Here is a 25,898-nt window from a genome sequence, read left to right on the forward strand (position 1 = left end):
TACCTCTGTGAAACACAGGAAGACTTCCGTCCAAGATCAGGGAGTACGCAAAAGCGGGGAAACGGGCTTGTAGGGTCGGCACATGTCGCATTTCGACGTCGCCACCGTGGCAGTACAAGCCGCCCTCGACGCCGGTGCCCGATACGCGGACGCCCGTGTGATGCACCGACGCACGGAATCCATGAACGCGCGCAACGGCGAGATAGAGGATCTCACGCAGCAAGAAGACGCAGGCATCGGGGTACGCGCTCTGGTAGGGAGCGGTTGGGGCTTCTACGCGGTGCCCGACCTGAGCACCGCCGGGGCCCGCCTCGCCGGGCAGACCGCCGCCCGGATCGCGGCCGCCAGCACACAGGTCCCCGGGCCGCCGCTGGACCTCGTCCGGTCGCCGGCCACCACCGCCTCGTGGGCGTCCGCCTGCGAAGTCGACCCGTTGGGCGTACCCCTGGGGGAGAAGGGCGAGTTGCTGACCACGGCGACCCGCCTGATGGTCGAGCACGGCGCGGACCTGGCGGAGGGCCTGTACCAGGCTTGGGACACGCGCAAGTGGTTCGTGTCCAGCGAGGGCCACCGGATCGACCAGCACATCCGCGAGTGCGGCGGCGGCATCTCCGCCACCGTCGTGGGCGAGCACGAGACCCAGCGCCGGTCCTACCCCTCCTACCGCGGCCAGTACGGGACCCGCGGCTGGGAACTGGTCCGGGAGCTGGACCTGACCGCGCACGCGGCCCGGATCGCGGAGGAGGCGCGAGCACTGCTCACCGCCCCGGTCTGCCCGGCCGGCGAGACCACGCTGATCCTCGGCGGCGAGCAGATGTGCCTGCAGATCCACGAGTCGGTCGGGCACGCCATCGAGCTGGACCGGATCCTGGGCTGGGAGGCGGCCTTCGCCGGCACGTCCTGGCTGGACCTGAGCAAGCTCGGCTCGCTGCGGTACGGCTCCGAGCTGATGAACATCACGATCGACCCGACGATCCCGGGTGCGCTGGGCTCGTTCGGCTTCGACGACGAGGGCACCCCGGCGCAGGCGCGCGATGCCGTCCGGGACGGCCGGTGGGTCGGCGTCCTGGCCGGCCGGGACTCCGCGGCTGTCGCCGGGCTGGACTATGGCGGCAGCGTCCGGTCCGACGGCTGGGCGCGGCTGCCCATGGTCCGGATGACCAACGTCGGCCTCGAACCCGGCCCGCACACGCTGGAGGAGATCATCGCCGCCACCGACGACGGCATCCTCATGGACTTCAACCGGTCGTGGTCGATCGACGACAGGCGGCTCAACTTCCAGTTCGGCTGCGAGATCGGCTACGAGGTGAAGAACGGCAAGCTCGGCCGGATGCTGCGCAACCCGACCTACACCGGCATCGGCCCGCGGTTCTGGCAGTCGATGGACATGCTCTCCAACGAGACCGTCGCCTGGGGCACGCCCAACTGCGGCAAGGGACAACCCGGCCAGATCGGCCACACCGGGCACCCGGCGGCGCCGGCCCGATTCCAGAACGTCCGCGTGGGGGTCAAGGCATGAGCTCCTCTCTCGCTGATCTCGCCCACCAGGTTCTCGATCTGGTACGCACAGCGGCGCCGACCGCCGAGGCAGCCGTCTCGGCCGACCGCACCGAACAGTGGCTGACCCGGTTCGCGACCTCCTTCATCCACCAGAACGTCGCCGATGAGACGACCTCGGTGACGCTGACCGTCCACGTCGACGGGCGTACCACCGTCGCGTCGACGACGCTGACCGACGACGCCGGACTCCGGGCGCTGGTCGAGCGGACGGTCGGCGCGACCCGGCTCGCCCCGCTCGACGCCGCCTGGCCCGGTCTCGTGCCGCCGGCGTCGCTCGCCGGGACGGGCACCGTCGACCAGTCCGTCCTGGCCGCCACACCCGACGACCGCGCCGGGGTCGTGCAGGCGTTCGTCCGGGCCGCCGGTGGCCTGGAGACCGCCGGCTACTGCCGCACCAAACACTGGACCGGGGCGTACGCGAACTCGGCCGGGCACTTCGTCGAAGGCGAGGCGACCTCGGCCGACTTCGACGGGATCGCCCGGAACGACGGCGCCGACTCGGCCGCCCGGATCTCGTCGACGCGCATGTCCGACCTGGACGGAGCGGCGCTCGGCGACCGGGTCGGCCGCAACGCGCGCACGCTCGCTTCGGCGATCGAACTCCCGGCCGGCGAGTACGAGGTCGTGCTGATGCCGGAGGCGGTCGCTGACATCCTGACGAACTTCGCGTTCTACGGATTCAACGGAAAGCAGCACAACGAGGGCCGGTCCTTCGCCCGGCTCGGCGAGGCGCAGTTCGACCCGGCGATCACGCTCACCGACGACCCCGTCACGCCCGGCAACATCGGCCAGCCCTACGACGCCGAAGGCACGCCGCGGGGCGTATTGAGTCTGGTGGACGCCGGTGTCACGGCGGCGGTCGCCCACGATCGGCGTACGGCGGCGAAGGCTGAAGCGGCCAGCACCGGGCACTTCAGCGAAGGCGGCTGGGGCCCGATGACGGAGAACCTGGTCCTCTCCCCCGGCTCGACGCCGCTGCCGGACCTGATCCGGGGCGTACGCCGAGGGCTGCTGGTCACCGACTTCTGGTACACCCGGGTCTTGGACCCGCGCCAGATGACGCTGACCGGGCTCACCCGCAACGGGGTGTGGCTGATCGAGGACGGCGAGATCGGTACGCCGGTGCAGAACTTCCGGTTCACCCAGGCCTATCCGCAGGCGCTCGCCCCGGGCCGGGTGCTGGGCGTCGGGGACACCGCGGTCGCCCAGCCCTCGCGGTGGGGGCTCGGGTCGTGGACCGGCCCGGCGCTGCGGCTCGCTTCCTGGAACTTCACCGGCACCGCCTCCGGCTGACCCACCCGCCTCATCCCATCTTGAGCAGCAGATCAGGGATATGCATCCCTTCCGTACTCCCGGAAGGCTGCATATCCCTGATCTGCTTCTCATGGAGCGGGCTCAGCAGAGGACCGGCTTGAGCCAGGAACACTCGAGGTCGGCCGGGGTGTCGTCGGCGGAGGAGTCGGACGACGTTGCGGGCGCGAGCCGGGCGGCGGCGGCCGAGGTGCTGTTCCAGGACGCCAGGGCGATCGCGATCGAGTCCTCGATCGGCTTCACCGTCGAGGCGAGGTAGTTGTTCTCGATCACGGAGAACACCAGCTGGCGACCGTCGGCCGTGGTCACGTAGCCGGAGAGCGCGCTGACGCCGGTAAGGCTGCCCGTCTTGGCGTGCACGTTGTTCGCCGCCGGCGTGTTGCGCATGCGGCTGCGGAGGGTGCCGCCGGTGAAGCGGTCGGCGTTCCCGGCGATCGGCAACGCGTTGTACCAGGTCGCGTACCAGGGCTTCGACCGGACCGCGACGAGCAGATCGGTCAGCTCGTACGCCGGGATCATGTCCCACCGGGTCAGGCCGGAGCCGTCGGACTGCCGGAACGTCGCGCCGTCCATGCCCTGCGAGACCACAAAGGACTTGATCGCGGCGAGTCCGGCCGACCAGGTGCCCTTGCCCGACACCTTCTGCCCGATCGCCTTGGTCAGCGCCTCGGCGTGGCCGTTGTTCGACAGCTTCAGGAACGGCACCATCAGCTCGGCGAGCGTCATCGACTGGTGCGCAGCGAGCACGGAAGCCGACGACGGGGTCGCGACGCCCAACCGCGTACGCCCGAGGACGTTGATCCCGTGCGCCTTCAACGCGGCCCGGAAGACCGACGCGGCGAGCCCGGTCGGCTCCCAGACGGCGATCCACTCGACGGTGTCCGAGCCGCCGACCGGGATGTTGCCGTCGATGACGATGTTGTTGTTGCCGTGCTCGCGGGACACGCCGAGGGTGTCGGTGCCGCCGCCGGCCACGGTGGAGCCGTTGTTCACGATCGTCACGTAGTCGGTCGGCGGCGTCACCGTCACGACCGGCTTGTCACCGGCCTTGGCGCCCGGCGAGACCGTGATGACCACGTTGCCGTTGTCGTAGTCGGTGTCGGGCGCGATCGTCAGCGCCGACGCCTGCTGGGAGTAATAGGAGTACTCGTCGTCGGCGGCCCAGCCGGTGCCGAGGCGTACGTCGTCGAAGTAGGTGTCGTCGGCGACCAGGTCGCCGGCGACCACTTTGACGCCGCTGGCGGCGATGTCGGCCGCGAGCTTGTCGTAGTCGGCCGCCAGCGACGTCGGGTCGCCGTTGCCGCGCAGGTAGACGTCGCCGAGCAGGACCGCGCCCGCACGCTTGCCGGGCGAGAGGACGTCGGTGGTGAACCGGTAGTCCGCGCCGAGGATGTCCATCGCGGCGGTCGACGTCAGGAACTTGGTGTTCGAAGCGGGCAGCAGCCGCTTGTCGCCCATCCGGTTGTACAAGGTTTCCCCGGTCTGCGCGTCGCGCACGACGGTGGCGGCGAAGCTGCCGTTGAGACGTGCGTCGGCGAGGATCGAGTCGAGCCGCTGCACCAATTGCGACAGTGCCGGATCGGTGGTGGGCTCGGCGGTTGCGGCTCCACCGGCGAGCACGCCCGCCAGCAGCACCACAGCGAGGGGGGTGGCAATGTGACGTCGTAACATGCGGCTCATGCTGACGTGAAACTTCTTTTCACACAAGAGGTTCAGAAGGCGTGCGATCTGGACCCGTGCCTCTCCCACCAATATCCACTTCTCGGGCGTAACCTAAGCCACGTTCACTAGAGCTGCGCCCGCCGGGGAGCCTCTCGGCCGAGCCGCCAGAAGTTCAGTCAGTACATCCGGGAAAGACTGCTGGAGCGACAAATGACAACGACGGCAACGAGGCCGATCGGTGCGCGCCCGCGCGCGGCGATCGACGCCAAGACGTTGCGCACGGACAAGTGGTGGATCGCACCGCTGCTGACCGTGATCGGCCTGACCGCGTGGGTGGCGTACGCGACCGTGCGCGTCTTCATGCACAAGTACTTCTGGGTGGAGAACTATCACTACCTCACCCCGTTCTACTCACCCTGCGTCACCGACCGGTGTGCCGACGCCGGGGCCGCCGAATTCGGCGCGATCCTGCCGAACTGGTGGATCATCCCCGACGCCGCGTTCAGCCTGCCGTTCCTGCTGCTGTTCCGGCTGACGTGCTACTACTACCGCAAGGCGTACTACCGGAGCTTCTGGATGTCGCCGCCGGCGTGCGCCGTCCCGGACGGTCACAAGACCTACTCCGGCGAGACGCGCTTCCCGCTGATCTTCCAGAACCTCCACCGGTACGCCTTCTACGCCGCCGGACTGATCTCGCTCATCAACACCTGGGACGCGATCAAGGCGATGCACTCGCCGGGCGGTTTCGGCCTGGGCCTGGGCAACATCATCCTGTGGATCAACGTGCTGTGCCTGTGGGCGTACACGCTGTCGTGCCACTCGTGCCGGCACATCGTCGGCGGGCGGCTCAAGCACTTCTCGCAGCATCCGCTCCGGTATCGCTTCTGGACCTTCGTCTCGAAGCTGAACACCCGCCACATGGGCCTGGCCTGGACGACCCTCGCCACGCTGGCGATCACCGACTTCTACGTCATGGCCGTCTCCGCCGGCTGGTTCAACGACCTGCGATTCATTGGGTGACATCGTGGAAAACATCGAGAAGCACCAGTACGACGTCGTCGTGATCGGCGCCGGTGGCGCCGGTCTGCGCGCCGCGATCGAGGCCCGCCTGGCGGGCAAGAAGACCGCGATCATCTCCAAGTCGCTGTTCGGCAAGGCGCACACGGTCATGGCCGAGGGCGGCGCCGCCGCGGCCATGGGCAACGTCAACAGCAACGACAACTGGATGGTCCACTTCCGCGACACGATGCGGGGCGGCAAGTTCCTCAACAACTTCCGGATGGCCGAGCTGCACGCCAAGGAGGCGCCGGAGCGGATCTGGGAGCTGGAGACCTACGGCGCGCTGTTCGACCGCACCAAGGACGGCAAGATCAGCCAGCGCAACTTCGGCGGTCACGAGTACCCGCGGCTGGCCCACGTCGGCGACCGCACCGGCCTCGAGCTGATCCGGACGCTGCAGCAGAAGATCGTGTCGCTCCAGCAGGAGGACAAGAAGGAGTTCGGCGACTACGACGCCCGTATCCGGGTCTTCGCCGAGACCACCGTCACCGAGCTGCTGCTCGACGACTCCGACGGCACCGCCCGGGTGGCCGGCGCGTTCGGCTACTACCGCGAGACCGGCGGCTTCGTCCTCTTCGAGGCGCCCGCGATCGTGCTGGCGACCGGTGGTGTCGGCAAGTCCTACAAGGTCACCAGCAACTCCTGGGAGTACACCGGCGACGGGCACGCCCTGGCGCTGCGGACCGGCGCGACGCTGATCAACATGGAGTTCCTCCAGTTCCACCCGACCGGCATGGTGTGGCCGCCGTCCGTCAAGGGCATCCTGGTCACCGAGTCGGTCCGCGGTGACGGCGGCATCCTGAAGAACAACGACGGCAAGCGGTTCATGTTCGACTACGTCCCCGACGTCTTCCGCAAGCAGTACGCGGAGACGCCCGAGGAGGCCGACCGCTGGTACACCGACCCGGACAACAACCGGCGCCCGCCGGAGCTGCTGCCCCGCGACGAGGTGGCCCGGGCGATCAACTCCGAGGTGAAGGCCGGCCGTGGCACTAAGGCGGGCGGCGTCTACCTGGACATCGCCTCCCGGCTCCCGGCGGCGTCGATCCTGAAGAAGCTCCCGTCGATGTACCACCAGTTCAAGGAGCTGGCCGATGTCGACATCACCAAGGAGCCGATGGAGGTCGGCCCGACCTGCCATTACGTGATGGGCGGCGTCGAGGTCGACCCGGACACCCAGGCCACCAGGGTCGCCGGCCTGTACGCCGCGGGCGAGGTGTCCGGCGGTATGCACGGCTCGAACCGTCTCGGCGGCAACTCCCTGTCCGACCTCCTCGTCTTCGGCAAACGAGCCGGGGAGTACGCGGCCGCGTACACGGGTGACTTGAGCAAGCGCCCCGCGGTCAAGCCGGCCGATCTCGAAGCCGCGGTAGACGCGGCCTTGGCGCCCTTGCAGCGCGAGGGCGGCGAGAACCCCTACTCCCTGCACCACGAGCTGCAGCAGGTGATGGGCGACCTGGTCGGCATCATCCGGCGGCAGGGCGAGCTGCAGGAGTCGCTGGGCCGGCTCGCCGAGCTGCGCGAGCGGGTGGCCAAGGTGGGCGCGACCGGCGGCCGCAAGTACAACCCCGGCTGGCACCTCGCCCTCGACCTGCGCAACATGCTGCTCGTCTCGGAGTGCACCGCCAAGGCGGCGCTGGAGCGGGAGGAGTCGCGCGGCGGGCACACCCGGGAGGACTTCCCGAAGATGGACCCGAAGTGGCGGCAGATCAACCTGGTCTGCTCCGTGGCCGCGTCCGGCGACGTCGACCTGGTCCACCAGCCGGTCCCGACGATGCGCCCGGAGCTGCTCGCCCTCTTCGAGCAGTCCGAGCTGTCCAAGTACATGACGGAGGAAGAGCTCGCATGACTGTCAGGCAGTTCAAGGTGTGGCGTGGCGACTCGGCCGGCGGCCAGCTCGTCAACTACGACGTCGACGTGAACGAGGGCGAGGTCGTCCTCGACGTCATCCACCGGCTGCAGGCCACCCAGGAACCGGACCTGGCCTGCCGGTGGAACTGCAAGGCGGGCAAGTGCGGCTCCTGCTCGATGGAGATCGACGGTATGCCGCGGCTCGCGTGCATGACGCGGATGTCGACGTTCGAGGAGGACGAGACCGTCACGATCACGCCGCTGCGGACCTTCCCGGTCATTCGCGACCTGGTCACCGACGTCACCTTCAACTACATCAAGGCGCGGGAGACCCCGGCGTTCGCCCCGCCCAAGGACGTGGCCCCAGGCGACTACCGGATGCAGCAGGTCGACGTCGACCGCTCGCAGGAGTTCCGCAAGTGCATCGAATGCTTCCTTTGCCAGAACACCTGCCACGTCGTGCGGGACCATGAGGATAACAAGGCCGCGTTCAGCGGGCCGCGGTTCTTCATCCGGGCGGCCGAGCTGGACATGCACCCGCTCGACGCGCGTACCGACCGCAAGGAGTACGCCCAGAAGGAACAGGGTCTGGGCTACTGCAACATCACCAAGTGCTGCACCGAGGTCTGCCCGGAGCACATCAAGATCACTGACAACGCGATCATCCCCATGAAGGAGCGCGTCGTCGACCGGCGGTACGATCCGCTGGTCCGACTGGGTCGCAAGATCCTTCGGAGAGATCAGCTAGAGCAGGAGGCAGTAGCGGTGACAACCTTGCACCCGGCGCACCCCACGCCGCAGCCCGACGGGACCGCCCCGATCAACTGGCACCGGGAGCTGACCCCGCCGATGGGCGCGGATGTGGACGAGAAGGGCCACCTGCCCCTCAACGAGCTGCTGTCGGACCGGGTCGGCGCCAATTCGCCGTTCGGTGACGACGTGGAGTTCCCGGTCGACCCGACCAAGCTCAACTACTACCACCCCGAGCAGAAGCACTGATCTGGCTCAGGTCTCGCGTTGACCCATCGCTGGGACGGTTGTCACAACCGTCCCAGCGATTTGCGAGGTAAGGCTTGCCTTAGTTAGGCTCCCCACTCGTGATGGGGAGGCGAATCGGGCTACTGCTCGGCGCGGCGGCACTGCTGGTGCTCGCCGTCGCGGCCAGCCTGGCGATCGGGGCCCGCCCCATCCCGCTCGGCGACGTCCTCAGCGCACTGTTCCATCCCGACGGTTCCGAGACCGCCGTCATCGTCCACGACCTGCGCATTCCGCGTACCGTCGTCGGGCTCGCGGTCGGACCGGCGCTCGCCGTAGCCGGGCTCGTCATGCAGGCGCTCACCCGCAACCCGCTCGCCGAGCCGCGCATCCTCGGCATCTCGGCCGGCGCGTCCACCGGCGTCGTGCTCGCCATCGCGGTCTTCGGCATCGGCACTCTCGCCGGCTGGATCTGGTTCGCGCTGCTCGGCGCGCTCGCCGCCGGCGCGATCGTCTTCACCCTCGGACTCCGGCTCGGCACCGGCGCCAGCAGCCCGATCACCCTCGCGCTCACCGGCGCGGCCGTCGACGCCTGCCTCGGCGCGGTCATCTACACGCTGCTCAGCACGTCCACGCGTACCTTCGACCAGTTCCGCTTCTGGGCGGTCGGCTCGCTGTCCGGCCGCGGCCTCGACCTGGTGGTCCAGGCCGCGCCGATCCTCCTGCTCGGGCTGGTCAGCGCCATCGCGGCGGCCCGCGGGCTCGACGGTCTCGCGCTCGGCGACGAGGTCGCGGTGGGTCTCGGTCATCGAATCGCACTTGTACGCACATCGGCCGCGATCGCCGCGGTGACCCTCACCGGGGCCGCGGTGGCACTGGCGGGGCCGATCGCGTTCGTCGGGTTGGCGGTGCCCCACGCCGCTCGTGCGCTCTCGGCTCGGCTCAAGACGGGCACCTCGCACGCGTTGCTACTGCCGCTGTCGGCGCTCATGGGCGGCGTACTGGTGCTGGTGGCAGACACGGTCGGCCGGGTCATCGCGCCGCCCGGCGAGGTCCCGGCGGGCGTCCTGACGGCATTGGTCGGCGCTCCCCTACTCATCGCGTTGACGCGGCGGAACCGGCTGGTCGCGGCATGAGACGACTCCGGTACGCGGGCTGGCTGGCCGTCGCGGCGGTCGTCCTCGCGGGCGCGATGGCGCTCAGCGTCTCCGTCGGGGAGGCGGACCTGCCCTGGTCGCTCGCGCTGGACCTGCGGCTGCCGCGGACCGCGTTGGCAGCGGTCTCCGGCGCGCTCTTCGGCGTCGGCGGCGCCCTCATCCAGTCGGTCACCCGGAACGCCCTGGCCAGCCCGGACGTCATCGGCGTGACACAGGGCGCCGGGCTCGCCGCGGTGATCGCCGTGACCGCGGGCCTCCCGTACGCCTTCGTCGCGCCGACCGCCCTCGCGGGCGGCCTCCTCGCCGCCGCGGTCGCGTTCCTGCTCGGCGCCCGCAGCGGGTTCACCGCGAACCGCTTCGTCCTCGGCGGCGTCGCGATCGCCTTCGCGCTCCGGGCCGGCATCGAGGTCACCCTCACCACGGCGGACGCGATCGACGCCCAGCGGGCGCAGATCTGGCTGCTCGGCTCGGTGAACGGGCTCGGCTGGGCCGAGGCGACGCCGCTGGCGATCACCCTGGTCGTGGCGCTGCCCCTGCTCGCGATGGCAGCCTGGGCTCTGCGTACCTCGGCGCTCGACGACGACACCGCGCGTGGGCTGGGCGCCCGTCCGGTCGGCGTACGCGCCGGCGTGGGTGCGCTCGGCGTAGTCATGGCGGCGCTCGCGACGGCCACCGTCGGCGCGGTCGACTTCGTGGCCCTGGTCGCCCCGCAGACGGCTCAGCGGATCGCGCGTACCGAGCGGCCGCCGATCGCGCTCGCGGCGGTGATCGGGGCGGCCCTGGTGGTCGTGGCCGACCTCGTCGCCCGCCGGGTCCTGGCGCCGACTCAGCTGCCCGTCGGCGTGGTCACGGCGGCCATCGGCGGCCCGTTCCTGATCTTCCTGCTCCTGCGAGCCCGCCGTGCCTAGGCTCACCCGTTCCACGACCCGAAGGAGGAGGCATGCTCTCCGCTGACGGCCTGACCGTCGGGTACGAGGCCCGCGACGTGCTCGCCGGCCTCGACGTCACCGTCCCCGAGGGCCGGTTCACGGTGATCATCGGGCCGAACGCCTGCGGCAAGTCCACCCTGCTGCGGTCGCTGGCGCGCCTGCTCAAACCGCGCGGTGGGACGGTCCGGCTGGACGGCGTACCCGTTGATGAACAGTCACCGCGGCATGTCGCGACCCGGATGGCCGTGCTCCCGCAGACTCCGTTGGTGCCCGAGGGCGTGACCGTGGCCGAGCTGGTCGGCCGCGGCCGGTCGCCGTACCAGCGCTGGTATCGCCAGTGGACGGTCGACGACACCGAGGCCGTCGCGACCGCCATGCGCAGCGCGGACGTCGCGGAGCTGGCCGACCGGCCGGTGGCCGCGCTGTCGGGCGGGCAGCGGCAGCGCGTCTGGATCGCGATGACGCTGGCCCAGCAGACCCCGATCCTGCTGCTCGACGAGCCCACCACCTACCTGGACCCGGCCCACCAGCTGGAGATCCTCACGCTGCTCGGCCGCCTGCGCGACGAGGGGAAGACGGTGGTCGCCGTCCTCCACGACCTCAACCAGGCCGCCCGGTACGCCGACCATGTCATCGCGATGCGGGACGGTCAGATCGTCGAAGCCGGTACGCCGCGCGACGTGATCGACGCCGACCTGGTCGCCCGCGTCTTCGGCATGGACTGTGTGGTCGTGCCCTGCCCGGTCAGCGGGGCTCCGCTGGTCGTCCCTCTGTAGTTTCGTTCGTCAGAAAGGCAGTCTTGTCATGCATCGCCGTTTGGTCACGTTGGCGCTCGTAGCCGGGCTCGCCGTCGCCGGTTGCTCGTCCTCGCCGTCCGCCCCGGGCGACGCCACGCGTGAGATCACCCACGCGATGGGTACCACGAAGATCCCGATCACGCCGAAGCGCGTGGTGGTCCTCGACACCGACAAGATCGACACGGCGCTCACCCTCGGCGTGACCCCGGTCGGCGCGGCCGTCGCCGGCGAGGCGAAGTCCTGGCCGACCTACTTCGGCGAGGACAAGCTCAGCGGCATCACCGAGGTCGGCACGCTGCAGGAGCCGAACCTCGAGAAGATCGCGTCGCTGAAGCCCGACCTGATCCTGGGCTCGAAGTTCCGCCAGGAGAAGTACTACGACGAGCTGACCGCGATCGCCCCGACCGTGTTCACCGCCCAGGTCGGCTCGACCTGGAAGGAGAACTTCCTCCTCGACGGCGACGCCCTCGGACACAAGGCCGAGGCGACCACCGCGCTCGAGGCGTACGAGAAGCGGGCCAAGGAGGTCGGCACCAAGCTCGGCGACCCGTCGAAGATCAAGGTGTCGATCGCGCGCTTCCTGCCCGACGCCCTGCGCGCGTACGGCCCGACCTCGTTCTCCGGCATCGTCGTCGGCGACACCGGCCTGGGCCGCCCCGAGTTCCAGCTGCTCGCCGACAAGGAAGACAAGCGCTTCGTCGCCGTCAGCGCGGAGAAGCTGAACCTCCTCGACGGGGACGTCATCTTCGTCGCGGCGTACGGCGAGAAGGCCGCTCAGCAGCAGGCGACGGTCAGCGCCGGACCCCTGTGGCAGGGGCTGTCGGCGGTGAAGGCCGGCAAGGCGTACGTGGTCAAGGACGAGGTCTGGATGACGGGCATCGGGGTGACCGCCGCGAACAAGATCCTCGACGACCTCGCCACCCACCTCTCCGCCTAACCCTCCCCCACCCCTTTCCCCGTTGATCATGGAGTTGACTGCTGTCTCGACGGAGTGTCGAGGGTGAAAACTCCATGATCAACGGGGCGTTTCGGTTGGGGCCGCAGGGGAGGGGGAGGGTTAGGTGAGGAAGGTCGGGAGGGCGGCGACGATCGGCGCGTCGGCGGGCAGCCAGGGCACCTCGCCCAGCTCGTCGACGGCCAGCCAACGCAACTGCGCGTGCTCCAGCGCCTGCGGCCGGTCGCCGTCCAGCAGCACCGCGGTGTAGACGCGCAACACCGACCGGCCGTTGGCCATCGGAACGTCCCCGCCGACCCGCTCACCGACCCGGACGCGTACGCCGAGCTCCTCCTCGCACTCCCGGACCAGCGCGTCGATCTCGGCCTCGCCCGGCTCGACCTTGCCGCCCGGAAACTCCCATCGGCCGGCCGTCTCCGGCGGGTCCGAACGCTCGCACGCGAGCACGCGCCCGTCCTCGATGATCGCGGCGCCGACGATGATCCTCATGGGGTGATCCACTGCCACGGCGGACAGAGTGCCAGAAGAAATGGCCGTTCGGGGTACTCATCTTGTCCCTTAGCAGGCCGGAAGTCGGAAATGTGGCCGTGGACACAGCGACGCGTTTCTGGGAAGACTGTGGGTGACCATTCATTACAACGGGGCGACGAGATGGCCACAAGCCGGCAACGACGCCTGGAGGTGGGGGCCCATGGGAGCAGTCTGGCGGCGGGACCAGACCGACTACCTGACCGATGCCTTGTCACAGCTCACGGGCTGGACACGAGACCTGCGCGGGTTGCGTCGCACGCTCACCCTCGACGACTCGCAACACCGTGAACTCGCCGAGCACATCACGGTATACGCGGACGCGGCCGAAGTTCGCGCACAGGTCAGGCGTCTCGACGGGCACACCCAGATCCAGCTCTGTACGCCCGACGGCGGCCCGCTCACCCCGAACGAAGTCTCGTTGGCCGCCCGGATCGAGGCGGCGTACGGCGAGATCACGAACCGCTAGCCTCGCGCTGGTCCGCCCAGACGGCGGCCAGCAGCGCGGCCACTTCGGCAGCCTCCGTCGCGGACTCCGTCAGCAGCGCCTTCTCCGCAGGCCACTCGTAAGGATGACCCCACCAGGTCAAGTACTGCGGCGGCCCGCCTACGCAGCCGATCGAGACGGGCACGATCTCGCCGCCGGGAATCGGCTCGGTCGAGAAGCACAGCCGCAGCATGCTCCAGAACGGGTGAAAGCGAGCGAACGCAGTCGCGTACGCGGCGTGCACCGCACCCTCGCAGCTAGGCCAGCGCCCCTCCGCGTATGCGTCACTTTCCCTCGCTCGTTCCAGGGCCTCCGCCCACGAGCCCGTCATGCGGTCAGTGTGGCCCACTCGGACGTTGCCGGGGAACTGTACCGGACACGCGAGTTCGCCCCCGCCGAAGAAGGCGTCGATGTTGCTCGGTCCGCTAAGCGCCACACTGACGAACGCGATCAGCGAGGCCGTGCGCGCCGCGCCACCCGCCATTGTCGGATCTGCCACCACCGAATCGGTTGTGGGTCCTCGATGGAGACCCGAAGCAGAGGCAACGCCGAGTTCCGGACCTCGGTCGTCGCTCGGCGAAGCCGGCCGAGGTACTTCAAAGCCTCTGTCACGGCGTCGGGATCGGACTTGCGATTCCTATCTGTGACAGGACCCATCATCTGGTCGGGCACGCTGAGCCATAGATCATGGAAGACTGTGACGGCCTGCTGGAGGTGCTGGTCGCCAACGAGCCCAACCAGATGCTTCAGCTCCTTGGTGACCCCGAACCGGAGTTCCCCCGCTCGCCTGGCGGTCTCGCTGTTGCTCAGCTCGACAATGTCCCGGTCGGTGGCCTTCCACATGACGACGATGGTGATTTCCATGTGGGAAGCCCACTCATCGGCGTTGGTCAGGAACTCAACGATGTGGGTTCTCAGCTCTGCTCGGCGCTTCTCGGCGCGCTCCAACCGCACCATCTGGCGTTGGTGCCGCTGCGTCAGCGCAACGCCTCCGAGTGAGCCAGTGAGCGCGCCTAGGGCAGTGATGATCTGGGGCATGTAGTCAGCCACGGGAGTGCCTTCGGACCACTCAGACGTTGAACCTGAACTCCACGACGTCTCCGTCCGCCATGACGTACTCCTTGCCCTCGATGCGTACCTTGCCGGCTGCCTTCGCCGCGGCCATCGAGCCCGCCGCGTCGAGGTCGGTGAAGGAGACGACCTCGGCCTTGATGAAGCCGCGCTGGAAGTCGGTGTGGATCACGCCGGCCGCCTCGGGTGCCGTCGCCCCGATCGGGACGGTCCAGGCGCGGGATTCCTTCGGGCCGGCGGTCAGGTAGGTCTGCAGGCCGAGGGTCCGGAAGCCGACCCGGATGAGCTGGTTGAGGCCGGGCTCGTCCTGGCCGATCGCGGAGAGCAGCTCGCGCTTCTCCGCGTCGTCGAGGCCGATCAGCTCGGATTCGATCTTGGCGTCCATGAAGACCGCCTCGGCGGGGGCGACCAGTGCCCGCAGCTCGTCGAGGAACGCCTCGTTGGCCAGTTCGGCTTCGTCGACGTTGAAGACGTAGAGGAACGGCTTGGCCGTGAGCAGGTGCAGGTCCTGCAGCTCGTCGACGTCGATCCCGGCCTTGGCCGCGCCTTCGAAGATCGTGGTGCCGCCGTTGAGCAGTTCGTGGGCGGCCTTGGCGGCGGCGTACGCCCCGGCCCGCTCCTTGCGCGTCTTGGCTTCCTTCTCCAGCCGCGGCAACGCCTTCTCGACGGTCCCGAGGTCAGCGAGGATCAGCTCGGTGTTGATCGTCTCGATGTCGTCGCGCGGCGAGACCTTGCCGTCGACGTGGACGACATTCGGGTCGCTGAAGGCGCGGACGACCTGGCAGATCGCGCTCGCGTCGCGGATGTTGGCGAGGAACGCGTTGCCACGGCCTTGTCCCTTGGACGCACCCCGGACGAGGCCGGCGATGTCGACGAAGGAGACCGGGGCGGGGACGATGCGCTGTGAGTCGAAGATCTCCGACAGCCGGTCCAGCCGGGCGTCGGGCAGGCCGACCACGCCGACGTTGGGCTCGATGGTCGCGAACGGATAGTTCGCGGCGAGCACGTCGTTGCTGGTGAGCGCGTTGAAAAGGGTGCTCTTGCCGACGTTGGGCAGGCCGACGATGCCGATGGTGAGACTCACCCGGCAAGTGTACGGGCACCCCGACCAGCAGAAGTCGATCATGCCGCCACGGAGTCGATCAGGGTGCCGCGGACACGCCACGCCGGTCGATCACGACCGCTAGTTCATGATCGCGCGGACAGGAGCCGGCGCGCAGGGAGGGGACAGAGTGAGGGAACGTTGAGGTTGGGGCGGTAGCAGTAACGCTCGCAGCGCCGCCAGCGCTGGTGCGATGTGCAGCACTGTGCCGAGGAGCGTTCCGTGGACGACCCAGTCGGGTACGACGACGTCCTGCGCTCGGCGCGCGAGGGCGACGAGGCGGCGTTCCGGTTGGTCTATCGGGCATTGCAGCCGGATCTGCTCCGTTATCTGACCACTTTGGTGGGTGCGGAGGCCGAGGACGTCTCGGCCGAGGCGTGGCTGCAGATCGTCAGGGATCTCGACCGGTTTCGGGGCGGCTGGTCCGATTTCCGCGGCTGGGCGGTCACCATCGCCCGGAATCGGGCGCTTGACCTGCTGCGACGGCAGCAGCGAAGGCCGGCGGTGCCGTTGCCGGTGACGGAGTTCGTCGGGGTGGCTGACCCGGCCGACACGGCGGTGAGCGCGGTGGACCGGATCACGACGTATCAGGCGATCGAGTTGATCGCGACGCTGCCGCGGGAGCAGGCGGAGGCGATCATTCTGCGTGTCCTGTTCGGCTTCGACGCCGCCGCGACCGGGAACATCATGCGCAAACGCCCAGGCGCTGTGCGTACTGCCACACATCGGGGATTGCGCACCCTGCGGGAGCGACTGGACGACGGGGATGTAACGGCTCTGGCCCCGGTGACGCTGGATGAGGTGAGATGAGCACTCCCACCGAGCGTCTGGCCGCAGTCCTGGCGGCCGCCCACGCGCCCGCGCATGACGGCGAGCGGGCCGGCGAGGAGGCCGCGGTCGAGGCCTTCCGCGAGCGTCGCCGTACCCATGCGCGCCGCCGCGCGGTCCGTCGCGTCGGCGTGATCTGCGCGGCCGTTCTCGCGACGAGCGGCGTCGCGGTGGCCGCCACGGCCGGCGCGCTGCCGCAGCGGTTCGGCTTCAACATCGCCGCGCACGCCGAGCACCCTACGGGCGGCACGGCGCCCAACCGCCGCACCTTCGATCTTCCGACGCAATGCCGTCGCTGGCTGGGCCTGTCGCGCGAGGCCCGCCACGATGCCCTCGACCGGCCCGAGTTCCGCCAGCTCGTGGACCAGGCCGGCGCCGACCGGGTCGAGACTTTCTGCCAGCGATACGCCGAAAGCCCCACCGGCTCGCCCCGCCCCCAGGCGACGGGCTGGCCGACGCCGCATCCGACGCCCTCACGGTCGCCGTGGGGCGGGCCGGAGCGGTCGATGTGGCCGTCGTCGCCGTCGGACCGGCCGAGCGGTCAGCAGGCGCCGCCGCCGTCGCAGACGCCCGGCGTGCCCACCCAGTCCAGTGCGCCGGACGGCCCGGGCGGGCAGTGGATGCCGCCCGGCGGAGACCGAGGGAGATGAGCCCCTCCTGAACGCAGCCGGGCCGCGTCCGCGATGTCCCACCGCCGCACCCCCGAACGGCGTGTGATCCCACCGCTGATGTCGCGGACGCGTCCCGACTGCCCCCTCCCACGCCGCCGAAGGGGGTCCGAGTCCCGGGCTGCGAACGGCGTCCGAATCCCGCCAGCCGAGTGTCGTACGCCTGGGGCAGACTCGACGCGTGGACCTTTATCGCGTCATCGCCGGGCGGGATCGCCGGTTCGACGGGGACTTCTGGTTCGGGGTGACTTCGACCGGCATCTTCTGCCGTCCGAGCTGCCCCGCGCGTACGCCGAAACCCCAGAACGTGCGTTTCTTCCCCAGCCCGGCCGCGGCGACGAAGGCCGGGTTCCGGGCCTGCCGCCGGTGCCTGCCCGACGCCGTGCCGGGTTCGGCCCGCTGGGACCTCCGGGCGGACGTCACCGCCCGCAGCATCCGGCTGATCGCCGACGGCGTGGTGGACCGGGAGGGCGTACCGGGGTTGGCGTCCAGGCTCGGCTATTCGGAGCGGCAGTTGCACCGGCTGCTGACCGGTGAACTCGGCGCGGGGCCGCTCGCGCTGGCTCGCACGCAGCGGGCGCAGACGGCGCGGACGCTCATCGAGTCGACCGCGCTCGGGCTCGCCGAGATCGCGTTCGCCGCCGGGTTCGGCAGTGTGCGCCAGTTCAACGAGACGATGCACGAGGTCTACGGCTGCCCGCCGTCGCAGTTGCGCCGCCCGACCCGGATGCTGTCCGGGGAGATCCGGCTGAAGCTGGCGTATCGGCCGCCGATGGACGTCGCCGGGCTGCTGCGCTTCCTCGGCGACCGTGCGGTGACCGGGGTCGAGACCTATGACGGAACCGTCTACCGGCGCAATCTCCGGCTGCCGCACGGTCGCGCCGAGGTCGCGGTCCAGCCGGCCGAGGGGCACGTCGCGGCCATGCTCCGCCTTGCGGACGCTCGCGACCTGGCCCCCGCCGTGGCCCGGCTACGCCGCCTGCTCGACCTCGACGCCGACCCGGACGCCATCGACACCGCGCTCGCCGCCGACCCCGCCTTCGCCGCGCAGATCCAGGCTTTCCCAGGGGTTCGCGTACCGCGGGCGGTCGACGGCTTCGAAGCGGCCGTCCGGGCCGTCGTCGGGCAGCAGATCAGCGTCGCCGGGGCCCGGACGGTGCTCGCCAAGCTCTGCCGGGACGGGCTGTTCCCCAGTCCGGCGGAGCTGGCCGAGCTGCCGGACGAGGCGTTCGCGATGCCCGTCCGTCGCCGGGAGACGTTGCGGGCGCTGGCCCGGGCGGAGATCGACCTGTCCCTCGGCGCCGATCGGGACGAGGCCCGGGCGGCGTTGCTGGCACTACCCGGGATCGGCCCGTGGACCGCCGACTACGTCCTGATGCGGGCGCTCGGCGACCCCGATGTGCTGCTCTCGACGGATCTCGGCACCCGGCACGGCGCCGCCGCGCTCGGCCTGCCGACCGCGCCCGACGAGCTGACGGCGTACGCCGAACGCTGGCGGCCGTGGCGCTCCTATGCCCAGCTGCGCCTGTGGCGGGCCGCTCTCTAGGAAGGTTCTGCAAGTGCTCACAATGGACACTCCGCTCGGCCCGTTCTCGGTGCTCGCCGACGGCCCGGTCGTGCTGGCGTCGGGCTTCACCACCGACGAAGGCACCCTGCGCCGCAACGTGCATCCGTCGCTGCATGGGATGTACCGGCCGGATCCCGACCCGATCCGGGCGGCGGTCGACGCGTACTTCGCCGGGGATGTCGCCGCGATCGACGAGATCCAGGTACGCCAGATCGGTTCGCCGTTCCGCAGCCAAGCCTGGAAAGTCCTCCGGGAAGTGCACGACCCGATCACGTACACGCGGTTCGCTGAGCTGTCCGGCAACCCCCGGGCGATCCGGGCGGCGGCGAGCGCCTGCGCGACCAATGCGGCCGCGCTCTTCGTGCCGTGTCACCGCATCCTGCGGACCGACGGCAGCCTCGGCGGCTACCTCTGGGGGCTGGATGTGAAGCGGGAACTACTGCAGCACGAACAGAAGTAAGCGAGATGTCCTACTAGACAGGTAGGAATAATAGGGTTAGGCTGAGCCGCATGAGCACACTCGTCGCCCCTCCGGAGGCCACCGCCGCCATCACGACCGAACTCGAGCTCAACGTCGACGCTCGCACCGCGACCCTGCTGGGCGTGCCGATCCGGTTCACCCGCCGCGAGTTCGACCTGCTGCTCTTCCTGACCGAGCACGCCGGGATCTGCTTCACCCGCCTGCAACTGCTCCGGTCGGTCTGGGGCCACGAGTTCAGCGGCGAGCGCACGGTCGACGTGCACGTCCGGCGCGTCCGCGTGAAGCTGGCCGGGTTCGGCCCGACGATCGCCACCGTCCACGGGTTCGGGTACCGGCTCGACGACACGGACCGGGTGCGCATCACCCACGTCCGGTAGCGCGGCTTGCCGCGGCTCGCTTTGCTTTCGGCAGATCGCCGACCGACTGCGGCCGGCGAGGGCTGACGCCTCGCTCGCGGACACCCCTGAATGAATCGCGCGGCCCGCCACAATTGCGCGGGCCGCGCGCATGCCGGAGCTATCCTGCCGATCGTGGAGACCGTCGCGCTCGCCCTGATCTGTCTGCTGGCTGGTGGCGCCCTGGGGTGGCTGGCGGCGAAGGGCCGGGCGGTGACCGAGATCGCGACTCTGCGCGCCACCCTCGACGCGACCCAGGCCGGCGAAGCGCGACTGGAACAGTCGTTGAAAGCGCTGACCTACGAGGCGACCTTGCAGTCCCACGAGGCGGTCTCGCGCGCGGTCGCGCCGTTGCATGAGACGTTGCGCCGCTACGAGGAGCAGGTCGCGCTGCTGGAGAAGGACCGGGTCGACGCGTACGCCTCCCTGCGGACCGAGTTGCAGCTGGTCTCCGACGTCTCGACCAAGCTGCGGTCGGAGACGTCGCAGCTGGTCGCAGCCCTGCGGGCGCCCCAGGTACGCGGCCGGTGGGGCGAGCATCAGCTGCGCCGGATCGTCGAGGCGGCCGGGATGCTGGAGCACTGCGACTTCGCCGAGCAGGTCACCAGCACCACCGATGACGGCGTGGTACGGCCCGACCTGGTCGTCAGCCTCCATGGTGGACGATCAGTGGTGGTCGACAGCAAGGCTCCGTTCGACTCGTACCTGACGGCGATGGAGGCGCGCGACGCCCGCCAGCGCGACACCTACCTCGACGCCCACGCCCGTGCGCTTCGGTCTCATGTGGACGCGCTGTCGGCCAAGGGGTACTGGAAGGCGTTCGTGCAGACCCCGGAGTTCGTCGTGCTGTTCGTCCCGGCCGACCCGTTCCTCGACGCCGCCCTGCAACGCGATCCGACCCTGCTGGAGTACGCATTCAGCCGCGACATCGTGCTCGCCACCCCGGCGACCCTCGTCGCGATGCTGCGGACGATCGCGTACTCGTGGCGGTCGGAGGCGCTGGCCCGGGACGCCGTGAAGGTGCAGGAACTCGCCAAGCGCCTCTACAACCGGCTCGGTACGCTCGGCAATCACCTGACCCGGCTGGGCAACTCGCTCAAGGGGTCGGTGGACGCGTTCAACGCGACCGTCGGCTCGCTGGAGCGGCAGACACTCGTGACCGCGCGGCAGCTCGCCGAGCTGGGCGTCGCGGACACGCCGCTGCCGGAGATCGCCGTCGTCGAACTCGCGCCCCGGCAGCTCCAAGCGCCCGAGTTGGTCACCCTCCCCGACGACGCCCCCGGGCGCACGGAGTGATCAGGGTCGCCTGGGAACGATCAGGGCCGGGTGGACACGACACGCCGGTCGATCACGGCCGACAGTTCATGATCGCGCGGAGCAGGATCGTCAGCGCTGGGCGGCGGCGGCCTTCATGTCGCGCTTGAGCTCCTGCGGCAGCGAGAAGACCAGCCGCTCCTCGGCGGCGAGGATCTCCTCGAGCTGATCGAACCCGCGGGCGGCCAGGTGCGAGATGACGTCGGTGACGAGGTCCTCCGGGACGCTGGCCCCGGACGAGAGGCCGACCGTGGTCGCGCCCTCCAGCCACTCGTCCTGGATCTCGTGCGCGAAGTCGACCAGGTACCCGGCGCGGGCGCCGGCGTCCACGGCCACCTCGACGAGGCGGACGGAGTTGGAGGAGTTGCGCGAGCCGACGACGATCACGACGTCGCACTCGGCCGCGATCTGCTTCACGACCTGCTGCCGGTTCTGCGTGGCGTAGCAGATGTCGTCACTGGGCGGCGACTGGAGCAGCGGGAGCTTCTGCTTGAGCCGGGCGACCGTCTCCAGGGTCTCGTCGACGCTGAGGGTGGTCTGCGACAGCCAGACGACCTTGCTCGGGTCCCGGACGGTCACCTTGTCGACGCCGTCGGGGCCGTCCACCAGCTGGATGTGCTGGGGGGCCTCGCCCGAGGTGCCGATGACCTCCTCGTGCCCCTCGTGGCCGATGAGCAGGATGTCGTAGTCGTCGGCGGCGAACCGGCGGGCCTCGTGGTGCACCTTGGTGACCAGCGGGCAGGTCGCGTCGATCGCGCGGAGGTTGCGCTCCTTGGCCTCCTCGTAGACGACCGGGGCGACGCCGTGAGCCGAGAAGATCACGGTGGCCCCCTCGGGGACCTCCTCGTTCTCCTCGACGAAGATCGCGCCGCGCTTCTCCAACTCGCTGACGACGTGCTTGTTGTGCACGATCTGCTTGCGGACGTAGATGGGCGCCCCGTAGGTCTCGAGCGCGCGCTCGACGGTCTGGACCGCGCGGTCGACCCCCGCGCAGTAGCCGCGGGGCTTGGCCAGAAGGACGCGCTTGCGAGGAGTTGTCACCCGACCATCTTAGGCTGTGCCCGTGACGAGCAGCCCTGAGGAACCGTGGCCGGTACGTAAGGTGAGCCACAACATCGGCCAGTGGATCGGACGCCTCGGCTGGCTCTGGATAGACGGACAAATCGCCCAGATCGGGCGGCGTCCGGGAATGAGCACCGTCTTTCTCACCCTGCGCGATTCGTCCGCGGATATCAGCCTTACGGTGACAGCCCCGCGGGATGTGGTCGCCCCGGCGCTCACCGACGGCGCCCGGGTGGTCGTCCACGCCAAGCCTGAGTGGTACGCGACGCGCGGCACCCTGTCCCTGCGTGCCGACGAGATCCGCCAGGTCGGCGAGGGCGAGTTGAAGGCGCGGATCGAGCAGCTGCGCAAACTGCTGGAGGCCGAGGGGCTGTTCGATCCCCGGCGCAAACGCCGCCCGCCGTTCCTCCCGCAGCGGGTCGGCCTGATCACCGGCCGGGGCAGCGCGGCCGAGCGAGACGTGCTGACCAACGCCCAGCGCCGCTGGCCGGCGATCGACTTCCGCGTGGTCAGCGTGGCGGTGCAGGGCGTCAACGCGGTCACCGACATCGTGGGCGCGCTACAGGCGCTGGACCGGGACGACTCGGTGGACGTGATCATCCTGGCCCGGGGCGGCGGCTCGTTCGAGGACCTGCTGCCCTTCTCCGACGAGGCGTTGTGCCGGGCGGTGTTCGCCTGCCGGACGCCGGTGATCTCGGCGATCGGCCACGAGCCCGACACTCCGCTGGTGGACTACGTCGCGGACGTCCGGGCGTCGACGCCGACCGACGCGGCCAAGCGAGTCGTGCCGGACCTGTCCGAGGAGCAGCGCGGGCTCAACGTGACGCTGGGCCGGCTCGACCGGGCCGTCCGCAACCGGATCGACCGGGAGCAGCATCGGCTCGACGCCGTGCGGTCACGGCCCAGCCTGGCCCGGCCGACCGCGCTGATCGACCGGCTCGCCGACGAGGTCACCACCGCCGTCGAACGCGCGCGGCGTACCGTCGATCATCGGCTGACCAGGGCCGATGCCGAGTTGGGTCACACGTTGGCGCGGCTGCGCGCGCTGTCCCCGTCAGCCACCCTGGCCCGGGGCTACGCGATCCTGCAGACACCCGAGGGGCACGTCATCCGCGCTGCTCAGGAGGCATCGCCGGGCGACCCGCTCCGGGTGCGGCTCGCCGACGGGACGCTGGACGTTACGGTGAGCGGATGACTGAGGAGTCCCTCTCCTACGAGCAGGCCCGCGCCGAACTGGCCACCGTGGTGGAGAAGCTGGAGACCGGCGGTAACACGCTGGAGGAGTCGCTGTCGCTCTGGGAGCGCGGCGAGCAGCTCGCGGCGGTCTGCCAGAAGTGGCTGGACGGCGCTCGGGCCCGCCTCGACGCCGCTCGCGCCGCCGCCGAGTAGGCGGGGCTGCCCGGCGAGGCGGAGCGCTACGGACCGCTAGGCGCGGGCGGCTGTGACGAGCTTCACGAGATCCGCTTCGCCGACCGGGCCGACGACGATCACCGTGACCGCCCCGGTCGACCGGACCAGCGCCGACTCCCCCGGTCGCCCGGTCCAGCGCTGCCAGTCGGCCCCGGCGATCTCCATCGCGCCCTCCTGCTTGGCCGACGCGGACAACTCGGTCCGGACGAAGGCGGCCGCGTCGCCGCTGCCCTGCACGAGCTGTACGCCCTTGTCCGCCTCGGTCAGATAGCCGAGCCGCAGGACGCCGTCCCGATAGGCCGCGCTGACCACCTTCCAGCCGTCCGGGACCTGACCCTGCGGAATCGGCGACATGCTGGCCCGGGCCGCACTGGACAGGGCGACCGCCGGGTCGACCGTCGCGGTCGTGGAATCTCCGTAGAGGAAGCGCCCGACCCCGAGAACCAGCAGGATCGGGACGAACAGCACAGCCAGCGACAGAGCCATGTCCCGGGGACGGCGTACGCGCTTGCCGGCGTCGGCGGCCGTCTGGGTGACCTCGTCTTGCGCACTGTCGGTGGCGGGGCTGCTAGTCACGCTGGCCAGTATGACAGCGCCCGCGAACGCTGCTCACACATGGGCAAAGTGCGGCCCGAACGAGCGTTCACGCCGCCGACATGTGAGGATGGCAGCATTCCCAAGAACCCCGCAGCGCCGCGAGGAAGGGCGAATCATGGCTGGTACGCGTACTCCCCAAGATCTTGACCGGAACCTCGCGCTGGATCTCGTGCGCGTCACCGAGGCGGCCGCCATGTCGGCCGGCCGCTGGGTGGGCCGCGGCGACAAGGAGGGCGGCGACGGCGCCGCCGTGGATGCCATGCGGAAGCTGATCAACTCGCTCCCGATGCGGGGCGTGGTCGTGATCGGCGAGGGCGAGAAGGACAACGCCCCGATGTTGTTCAACGGCGAGCAGGTCGGCGACGGCACCGGGCCCGAGGTGGACGTGGCGGTCGACCCGATCGACGGCACCACGCTGATGAGCAAGGGCATGCCGAACGCGCTGGCCGTGCTGGCGGTGGCCGAGCGCGGCGCGATGTTCGACCCGAGCGCCGTCTTCTACATGGAGAAGCTCGCCGTCGGCCCGGACTGCGCCGACGTCATCGACATCAACGCCGGCGTGTCGGAGAACCTGCGGCGGATCGCCCGGGTCAAGAAGGCCGGGCTGTCCGACGTCACCGTCTGCATCCTCGACCGGCCGCGGCACGCCCAGCTCGTCGAGGAGGTACGCCAGACCGGCGCCCGGATCCGGTTCATCAGCGACGGCGACATCGCCGGCGCGATCAGTGCCGCCCGGGATCAGTCCGATGTGGATGTGCTGATGGGCATCGGCGGTACGCCGGAGGGCATCACCGCCGCGTGCGCGCTCAAGTGCATGGGCGGGGCCATCCAGGCCAAGCTGTGGCCCCGGGACGAGGCCGAGCGGGAGAAGGCGCTGGCCGCCGGGCACGACCTGGATCGGGTGCTGACCACCGACGACCTCGTCCGGGGCGAGAACATCTTCTTCGTGGCGACCGGCGTCACCTCGGGCGACCTGGTCCGGGGCGTACGCTACCGCGCCGGGACGGCGTACACGCAGTCCCTGGTCATGCGGTCGAAGTCGGGCACCATCCGGGTCATCGACTCGTACCACCGGCTGGAGAAGATCAGCCTCTACTCCGTGGTGGACTTCGACGGACGCCCGTTGGGCGACGCGGAGCCCGGTGCGCTATGACTTTCCTGTGATCAACAAGTACGCGCGACTCGGCGGAGTCGCTCTCGCCGTCCTCGGCGGGGCCGGCGTCGCCGCTCAGTCCCGGGTCAACGGCGCGCTCGCCGGTCGCCTCCACAGTGGAGTGGCCGCTGCGGTCGTGTCGTTCGGCACGGGGCTGATCATCCTGACGGTCGCGCTGCTGTTCTTCAAGCCGGCCCGGACCGGGCTCGCCCGCGTACGCACCCTGCTGCGCAAGGGTGATCTGCGCTGGTGGGAGTGCGCCGGCGGGGCCTGCGGGGCGTTCCTCGTGGCCTCCCAGGGATTGACCGTCGGCTCCCTGGGCGTCGCCCTGTTCACCGTCGCGATCGTCGCCGGGCAGTCAGTGAGCAGCCTGCTCGTCGACCGGGCCGGGCTGGCGCCGGGCGGGCCGCGCCCGATCACGCTCACCCGCGCGGTCGGCACCGCGTTGACGGTGGCGGCCGTCGTCCTCGCCGTCTCCGGCCGCCTCAGTACGCCCGGCGCCCTCGGCCTGGCGATCCTGCCGGTGCTCGCCGGTGCGGGGTCGGCTTGGCAGCAGGCGATGAACGGCCGCGTACGCCAGGTCTCCGAGGGCGTCGTGGCGACCACCTTCATCAACTTCCTGGTCGGGTCGGCCGCGTTGCTGATCACCTTCGGCGTGTGGTCCGCCGTTCAGGGTCCGCCGACCGGGTCGTTGCCCGGCGAACCCTGGTACTACGTGGGCGGCACGCTCGGCATCATCTTCATCGCGATCGCCGCCGCGTTGGTCCGGCACATCGGCGTCCTGTTGCTCGGTTTGGGCATGATCGCCGGGCAGGTCGGCGGCGCGGTCCTGCTCGACGTGGTCGCTCCCGCCGGCGGCGAGCACCTCGACGCCGCGACGCTCGCGGGTGCCGCATTGACGCTGGTCGCAGTGGGAGTCGCGGCGATTCCACGGGTTCCCCGACATGCCTGAGAGCAGTGCTCTGCTAGGTTGTGGACC

General features: G+C 70.1%; 27 protein-coding genes. 20 read left to right on the forward strand and 7 right to left on the reverse strand.

Annotation, left to right across the window (positions count from 1 at the left end):
• Positions 1-82: 82 nt before the first annotated feature.
• Positions 83-1,519, forward strand: coding sequence for a TldD/PmbA family protein (locus HDA40_RS19485; protein ID WP_253757911.1), 1,437 nt, complete (start codon positions 83-85; stop codon positions 1,517-1,519).
• Positions 1,516-2,853, forward strand: a complete 1,338-nt coding sequence (locus HDA40_RS19490) for a TldD/PmbA family protein (RefSeq protein ID WP_253757913.1) — start codon at positions 1,516-1,518, stop codon at positions 2,851-2,853. The genes HDA40_RS19485 and HDA40_RS19490 overlap by 4 nt, the downstream gene beginning before the upstream one ends.
• A gap of 102 nt (positions 2,854-2,955) precedes the next feature.
• Here HDA40_RS19490 and dacB read toward each other — a convergent pair whose 3' ends face one another.
• Positions 2,956-4,542 carry a D-alanyl-D-alanine carboxypeptidase/D-alanyl-D-alanine endopeptidase gene (gene dacB, locus HDA40_RS19495; protein WP_253757916.1) on the reverse strand — a complete coding sequence of 529 codons (1,587 nt, stop codon included), beginning with the start codon at positions 4,540-4,542 and terminating at the stop codon, positions 2,956-2,958.
• Between the two features lie 201 nt (positions 4,543-4,743).
• Here dacB and sdhC point away from each other — a divergent pair, with 201 nt between their 5' ends.
• The 7 genes from sdhC to HDA40_RS19530 all read left to right on the forward strand — a co-directional run bounded on the left by sdhC (position 4,744) and on the right by HDA40_RS19530 (position 12,238).
• Positions 4,744-5,553: a succinate dehydrogenase subunit SdhC gene (gene sdhC, locus HDA40_RS19500; RefSeq protein WP_253757918.1), complete on the forward strand. Its 810-nt coding sequence runs from the start codon at positions 4,744-4,746 to the stop codon at positions 5,551-5,553.
• Between the two features lie 13 nt (positions 5,554-5,566).
• On the forward strand, positions 5,567-7,441 hold the full coding sequence (locus HDA40_RS19505; RefSeq protein ID WP_372503165.1) for a fumarate reductase/succinate dehydrogenase flavoprotein subunit: 1,875 nt from the start codon (positions 5,567-5,569) through the stop codon (positions 7,439-7,441).
• Positions 7,438-8,442, forward strand: a complete 1,005-nt coding sequence (locus tag HDA40_RS19510; protein WP_253757920.1) for a succinate dehydrogenase/fumarate reductase iron-sulfur subunit — start codon at positions 7,438-7,440, stop codon at positions 8,440-8,442. The genes HDA40_RS19505 and HDA40_RS19510 overlap by 4 nt, the downstream gene beginning before the upstream one ends.
• Positions 8,443-8,543: 101 nt before the next feature.
• A complete protein-coding gene (locus HDA40_RS19515; protein ID WP_253763689.1) occupies positions 8,544-9,554 on the forward strand; it encodes a FecCD family ABC transporter permease in 1,011 nt (336 codons plus the stop codon).
• On the forward strand, positions 9,551-10,483 hold the full coding sequence (locus HDA40_RS19520) for a FecCD family ABC transporter permease (protein WP_253757922.1): 933 nt from the start codon (positions 9,551-9,553) through the stop codon (positions 10,481-10,483). Before HDA40_RS19515 ends, HDA40_RS19520 begins: the two co-directional genes overlap by 4 nt.
• Before the next feature lie 32 nt (positions 10,484-10,515).
• Complete coding sequence (locus HDA40_RS19525) at positions 10,516-11,280, forward strand: ABC transporter ATP-binding protein (protein WP_253757924.1); 765 nt, start codon at positions 10,516-10,518, stop codon at positions 11,278-11,280.
• 28 nt (positions 11,281-11,308) lie between these two features.
• On the forward strand, positions 11,309-12,238 hold the full coding sequence (locus HDA40_RS19530) for an ABC transporter substrate-binding protein (RefSeq protein ID WP_253757926.1): 930 nt from the start codon (positions 11,309-11,311) through the stop codon (positions 12,236-12,238).
• Between the two features lie 120 nt (positions 12,239-12,358).
• Here the strand turns inward: HDA40_RS19530 and HDA40_RS19535 are convergent, their stop codons facing one another.
• Positions 12,359-12,745, reverse strand: coding sequence for a (deoxy)nucleoside triphosphate pyrophosphohydrolase (locus HDA40_RS19535; protein WP_253757928.1), 387 nt, complete (start codon positions 12,743-12,745; stop codon positions 12,359-12,361).
• A 202-nt stretch (positions 12,746-12,947) separates the two neighbouring features.
• Between HDA40_RS19535 and HDA40_RS19540 the strand changes: the two genes are divergently transcribed.
• Positions 12,948-13,253 carry a 4a-hydroxytetrahydrobiopterin dehydratase gene (locus HDA40_RS19540; RefSeq protein ID WP_253757930.1) on the forward strand — a complete coding sequence of 102 codons (306 nt, stop codon included), beginning with the start codon at positions 12,948-12,950 and terminating at the stop codon, positions 13,251-13,253.
• On the opposite strand, the gene HDA40_RS19545 is transcribed toward HDA40_RS19540, so the two are convergent.
• The 3 genes from HDA40_RS19545 to ychF form a co-directional block, all read right to left on the reverse strand.
• Positions 13,240-13,602: a hypothetical protein gene (locus HDA40_RS19545; RefSeq protein ID WP_253757932.1), complete on the reverse strand. Its 363-nt coding sequence runs from the start codon at positions 13,600-13,602 to the stop codon at positions 13,240-13,242. The two genes, HDA40_RS19540 and HDA40_RS19545, sit on opposite strands and share 14 nt — an antisense overlap.
• 119 nt (positions 13,603-13,721) lie before the next feature.
• The gene (locus HDA40_RS19550) at positions 13,722-14,321 is read right to left on the reverse strand and encodes a hypothetical protein (protein ID WP_253757934.1); all 600 of its coding nucleotides are present in this window, start codon (positions 14,319-14,321) and stop codon (positions 13,722-13,724) included.
• Between the two features lie 19 nt (positions 14,322-14,340).
• Positions 14,341-15,426, reverse strand: a complete 1,086-nt coding sequence (gene ychF, locus HDA40_RS19555; RefSeq protein WP_253757936.1) for a redox-regulated ATPase YchF — start codon at positions 15,424-15,426, stop codon at positions 14,341-14,343.
• A 240-nt stretch (positions 15,427-15,666) separates the two neighbouring features.
• On the opposite strand from ychF, the gene HDA40_RS19560 reads away from it, so the two are divergent.
• From HDA40_RS19560 to HDA40_RS19585, 6 genes are all read left to right on the forward strand, one after another.
• A complete protein-coding gene (locus tag HDA40_RS19560) occupies positions 15,667-16,254 on the forward strand; it encodes an RNA polymerase sigma factor (protein WP_253757938.1) in 588 nt (195 codons plus the stop codon).
• Positions 16,251-16,922 (forward strand): hypothetical protein, encoded by a 672-nt coding sequence (locus tag HDA40_RS19565; protein WP_253757940.1) that lies wholly within the window; start codon positions 16,251-16,253, stop codon positions 16,920-16,922. Before HDA40_RS19560 ends, HDA40_RS19565 begins: the two co-directional genes overlap by 4 nt.
• A gap of 199 nt (positions 16,923-17,121) precedes the next feature.
• The gene (locus HDA40_RS19570) at positions 17,122-18,486 is read left to right on the forward strand and encodes a DNA-3-methyladenine glycosylase 2 family protein (RefSeq protein WP_253757942.1); all 1,365 of its coding nucleotides are present in this window, start codon (positions 17,122-17,124) and stop codon (positions 18,484-18,486) included.
• Positions 18,487-18,508: 22 nt separating this feature from the next.
• Positions 18,509-18,967 (forward strand): methylated-DNA--[protein]-cysteine S-methyltransferase, encoded by a 459-nt coding sequence (locus HDA40_RS19575; RefSeq protein WP_253763690.1) that lies wholly within the window; start codon positions 18,509-18,511, stop codon positions 18,965-18,967.
• A 50-nt stretch (positions 18,968-19,017) separates the two neighbouring features.
• A complete protein-coding gene (locus HDA40_RS19580; protein ID WP_253757944.1) occupies positions 19,018-19,365 on the forward strand; it encodes a winged helix-turn-helix domain-containing protein in 348 nt (115 codons plus the stop codon).
• Positions 19,366-19,518: 153 nt separating this feature from the next.
• The gene (locus tag HDA40_RS19585; RefSeq protein WP_372502893.1) at positions 19,519-20,679 is read left to right on the forward strand and encodes a DNA recombination protein RmuC; all 1,161 of its coding nucleotides are present in this window, start codon (positions 19,519-19,521) and stop codon (positions 20,677-20,679) included.
• Between the two features lie 90 nt (positions 20,680-20,769).
• Here the strand turns inward: HDA40_RS19585 and HDA40_RS19590 are convergent, their stop codons facing one another.
• Positions 20,770-21,738, reverse strand: a complete 969-nt coding sequence (locus HDA40_RS19590) for a 4-hydroxy-3-methylbut-2-enyl diphosphate reductase (protein WP_253757947.1) — start codon at positions 21,736-21,738, stop codon at positions 20,770-20,772.
• Positions 21,739-21,760: 22 nt separating this feature from the next.
• Here HDA40_RS19590 and xseA point away from each other — a divergent pair, with 22 nt between their 5' ends.
• Both xseA and HDA40_RS19600 read left to right on the forward strand, forming a co-directional pair.
• Complete coding sequence (xseA, locus tag HDA40_RS19595; RefSeq protein ID WP_253757949.1) at positions 21,761-22,954, forward strand: exodeoxyribonuclease VII large subunit; 1,194 nt, start codon at positions 21,761-21,763, stop codon at positions 22,952-22,954.
• Positions 22,951-23,148, forward strand: coding sequence for an exodeoxyribonuclease VII small subunit (locus tag HDA40_RS19600; RefSeq protein ID WP_253757951.1), 198 nt, complete (start codon positions 22,951-22,953; stop codon positions 23,146-23,148). Before xseA ends, HDA40_RS19600 begins: the two co-directional genes overlap by 4 nt.
• A gap of 36 nt (positions 23,149-23,184) precedes the next feature.
• On the opposite strand, the gene HDA40_RS19605 is transcribed toward HDA40_RS19600, so the two are convergent.
• Complete coding sequence (locus tag HDA40_RS19605; protein WP_253757953.1) at positions 23,185-23,745, reverse strand: DUF4245 domain-containing protein; 561 nt, start codon at positions 23,743-23,745, stop codon at positions 23,185-23,187.
• Positions 23,746-23,881: 136 nt separating this feature from the next.
• Between HDA40_RS19605 and glpX the strand changes: the two genes are divergently transcribed.
• Both glpX and HDA40_RS19615 read left to right on the forward strand, forming a co-directional pair.
• Positions 23,882-24,919, forward strand: coding sequence for a class II fructose-bisphosphatase (gene glpX / locus HDA40_RS19610; RefSeq protein ID WP_253757955.1), 1,038 nt, complete (start codon positions 23,882-23,884; stop codon positions 24,917-24,919).
• Between the two features lie 7 nt (positions 24,920-24,926).
• Complete coding sequence (locus HDA40_RS19615; protein ID WP_253757957.1) at positions 24,927-25,871, forward strand: DMT family transporter; 945 nt, start codon at positions 24,927-24,929, stop codon at positions 25,869-25,871.
• The last annotated feature ends 27 nt before the right edge of the window (positions 25,872-25,898 follow it).

This window comes from Hamadaea flava (assembly GCF_024172085.1).
Lineage (GTDB): Bacteria > Actinomycetota > Actinomycetes > Mycobacteriales > Micromonosporaceae > Hamadaea > Hamadaea flava.

Coding starts and splice junctions, on each gene's coding strand:
- HDA40_RS19485 (WP_253757911.1), top strand. CDS start 83: ATGTCGCATTTCGACGTCGCCACCGTGGCAGTACAAGCCGCCCTCGAC.
- HDA40_RS19490 (WP_253757913.1), top strand. CDS start 1,516: ATGAGCTCCTCTCTCGCTGATCTCGCCCACCAGGTTCTCGATCTGGTA.
- dacB (WP_253757916.1), bottom strand. CDS start 4,542: ATGTTACGACGTCACATTGCCACCCCCCTCGCTGTGGTGCTGCTGGCG.
- sdhC (WP_253757918.1), top strand. CDS start 4,744: ATGACAACGACGGCAACGAGGCCGATCGGTGCGCGCCCGCGCGCGGCG.
- HDA40_RS19510 (WP_253757920.1), top strand. CDS start 7,438: ATGACTGTCAGGCAGTTCAAGGTGTGGCGTGGCGACTCGGCCGGCGGC.
- HDA40_RS19515 (WP_253763689.1), top strand. CDS start 8,544: ATGGGGAGGCGAATCGGGCTACTGCTCGGCGCGGCGGCACTGCTGGTG.
- HDA40_RS19520 (WP_253757922.1), top strand. CDS start 9,551: ATGAGACGACTCCGGTACGCGGGCTGGCTGGCCGTCGCGGCGGTCGTC.
- HDA40_RS19525 (WP_253757924.1), top strand. CDS start 10,516: ATGCTCTCCGCTGACGGCCTGACCGTCGGGTACGAGGCCCGCGACGTG.
- HDA40_RS19530 (WP_253757926.1), top strand. CDS start 11,309: ATGCATCGCCGTTTGGTCACGTTGGCGCTCGTAGCCGGGCTCGCCGTC.
- HDA40_RS19535 (WP_253757928.1), bottom strand. CDS start 12,745: ATGAGGATCATCGTCGGCGCCGCGATCATCGAGGACGGGCGCGTGCTC.
- HDA40_RS19540 (WP_253757930.1), top strand. CDS start 12,948: ATGGGAGCAGTCTGGCGGCGGGACCAGACCGACTACCTGACCGATGCC.
- HDA40_RS19545 (WP_253757932.1), bottom strand. CDS start 13,602: ATGACGGGCTCGTGGGCGGAGGCCCTGGAACGAGCGAGGGAAAGTGAC.
- HDA40_RS19565 (WP_253757940.1), top strand. CDS start 16,251: ATGAGCACTCCCACCGAGCGTCTGGCCGCAGTCCTGGCGGCCGCCCAC.
- HDA40_RS19575 (WP_253763690.1), top strand. CDS start 18,509: ATGGACACTCCGCTCGGCCCGTTCTCGGTGCTCGCCGACGGCCCGGTC.
- HDA40_RS19580 (WP_253757944.1), top strand. CDS start 19,018: ATGAGCACACTCGTCGCCCCTCCGGAGGCCACCGCCGCCATCACGACC.
- HDA40_RS19600 (WP_253757951.1), top strand. CDS start 22,951: ATGACTGAGGAGTCCCTCTCCTACGAGCAGGCCCGCGCCGAACTGGCC.
- glpX (WP_253757955.1), top strand. CDS start 23,882: ATGGCTGGTACGCGTACTCCCCAAGATCTTGACCGGAACCTCGCGCTG.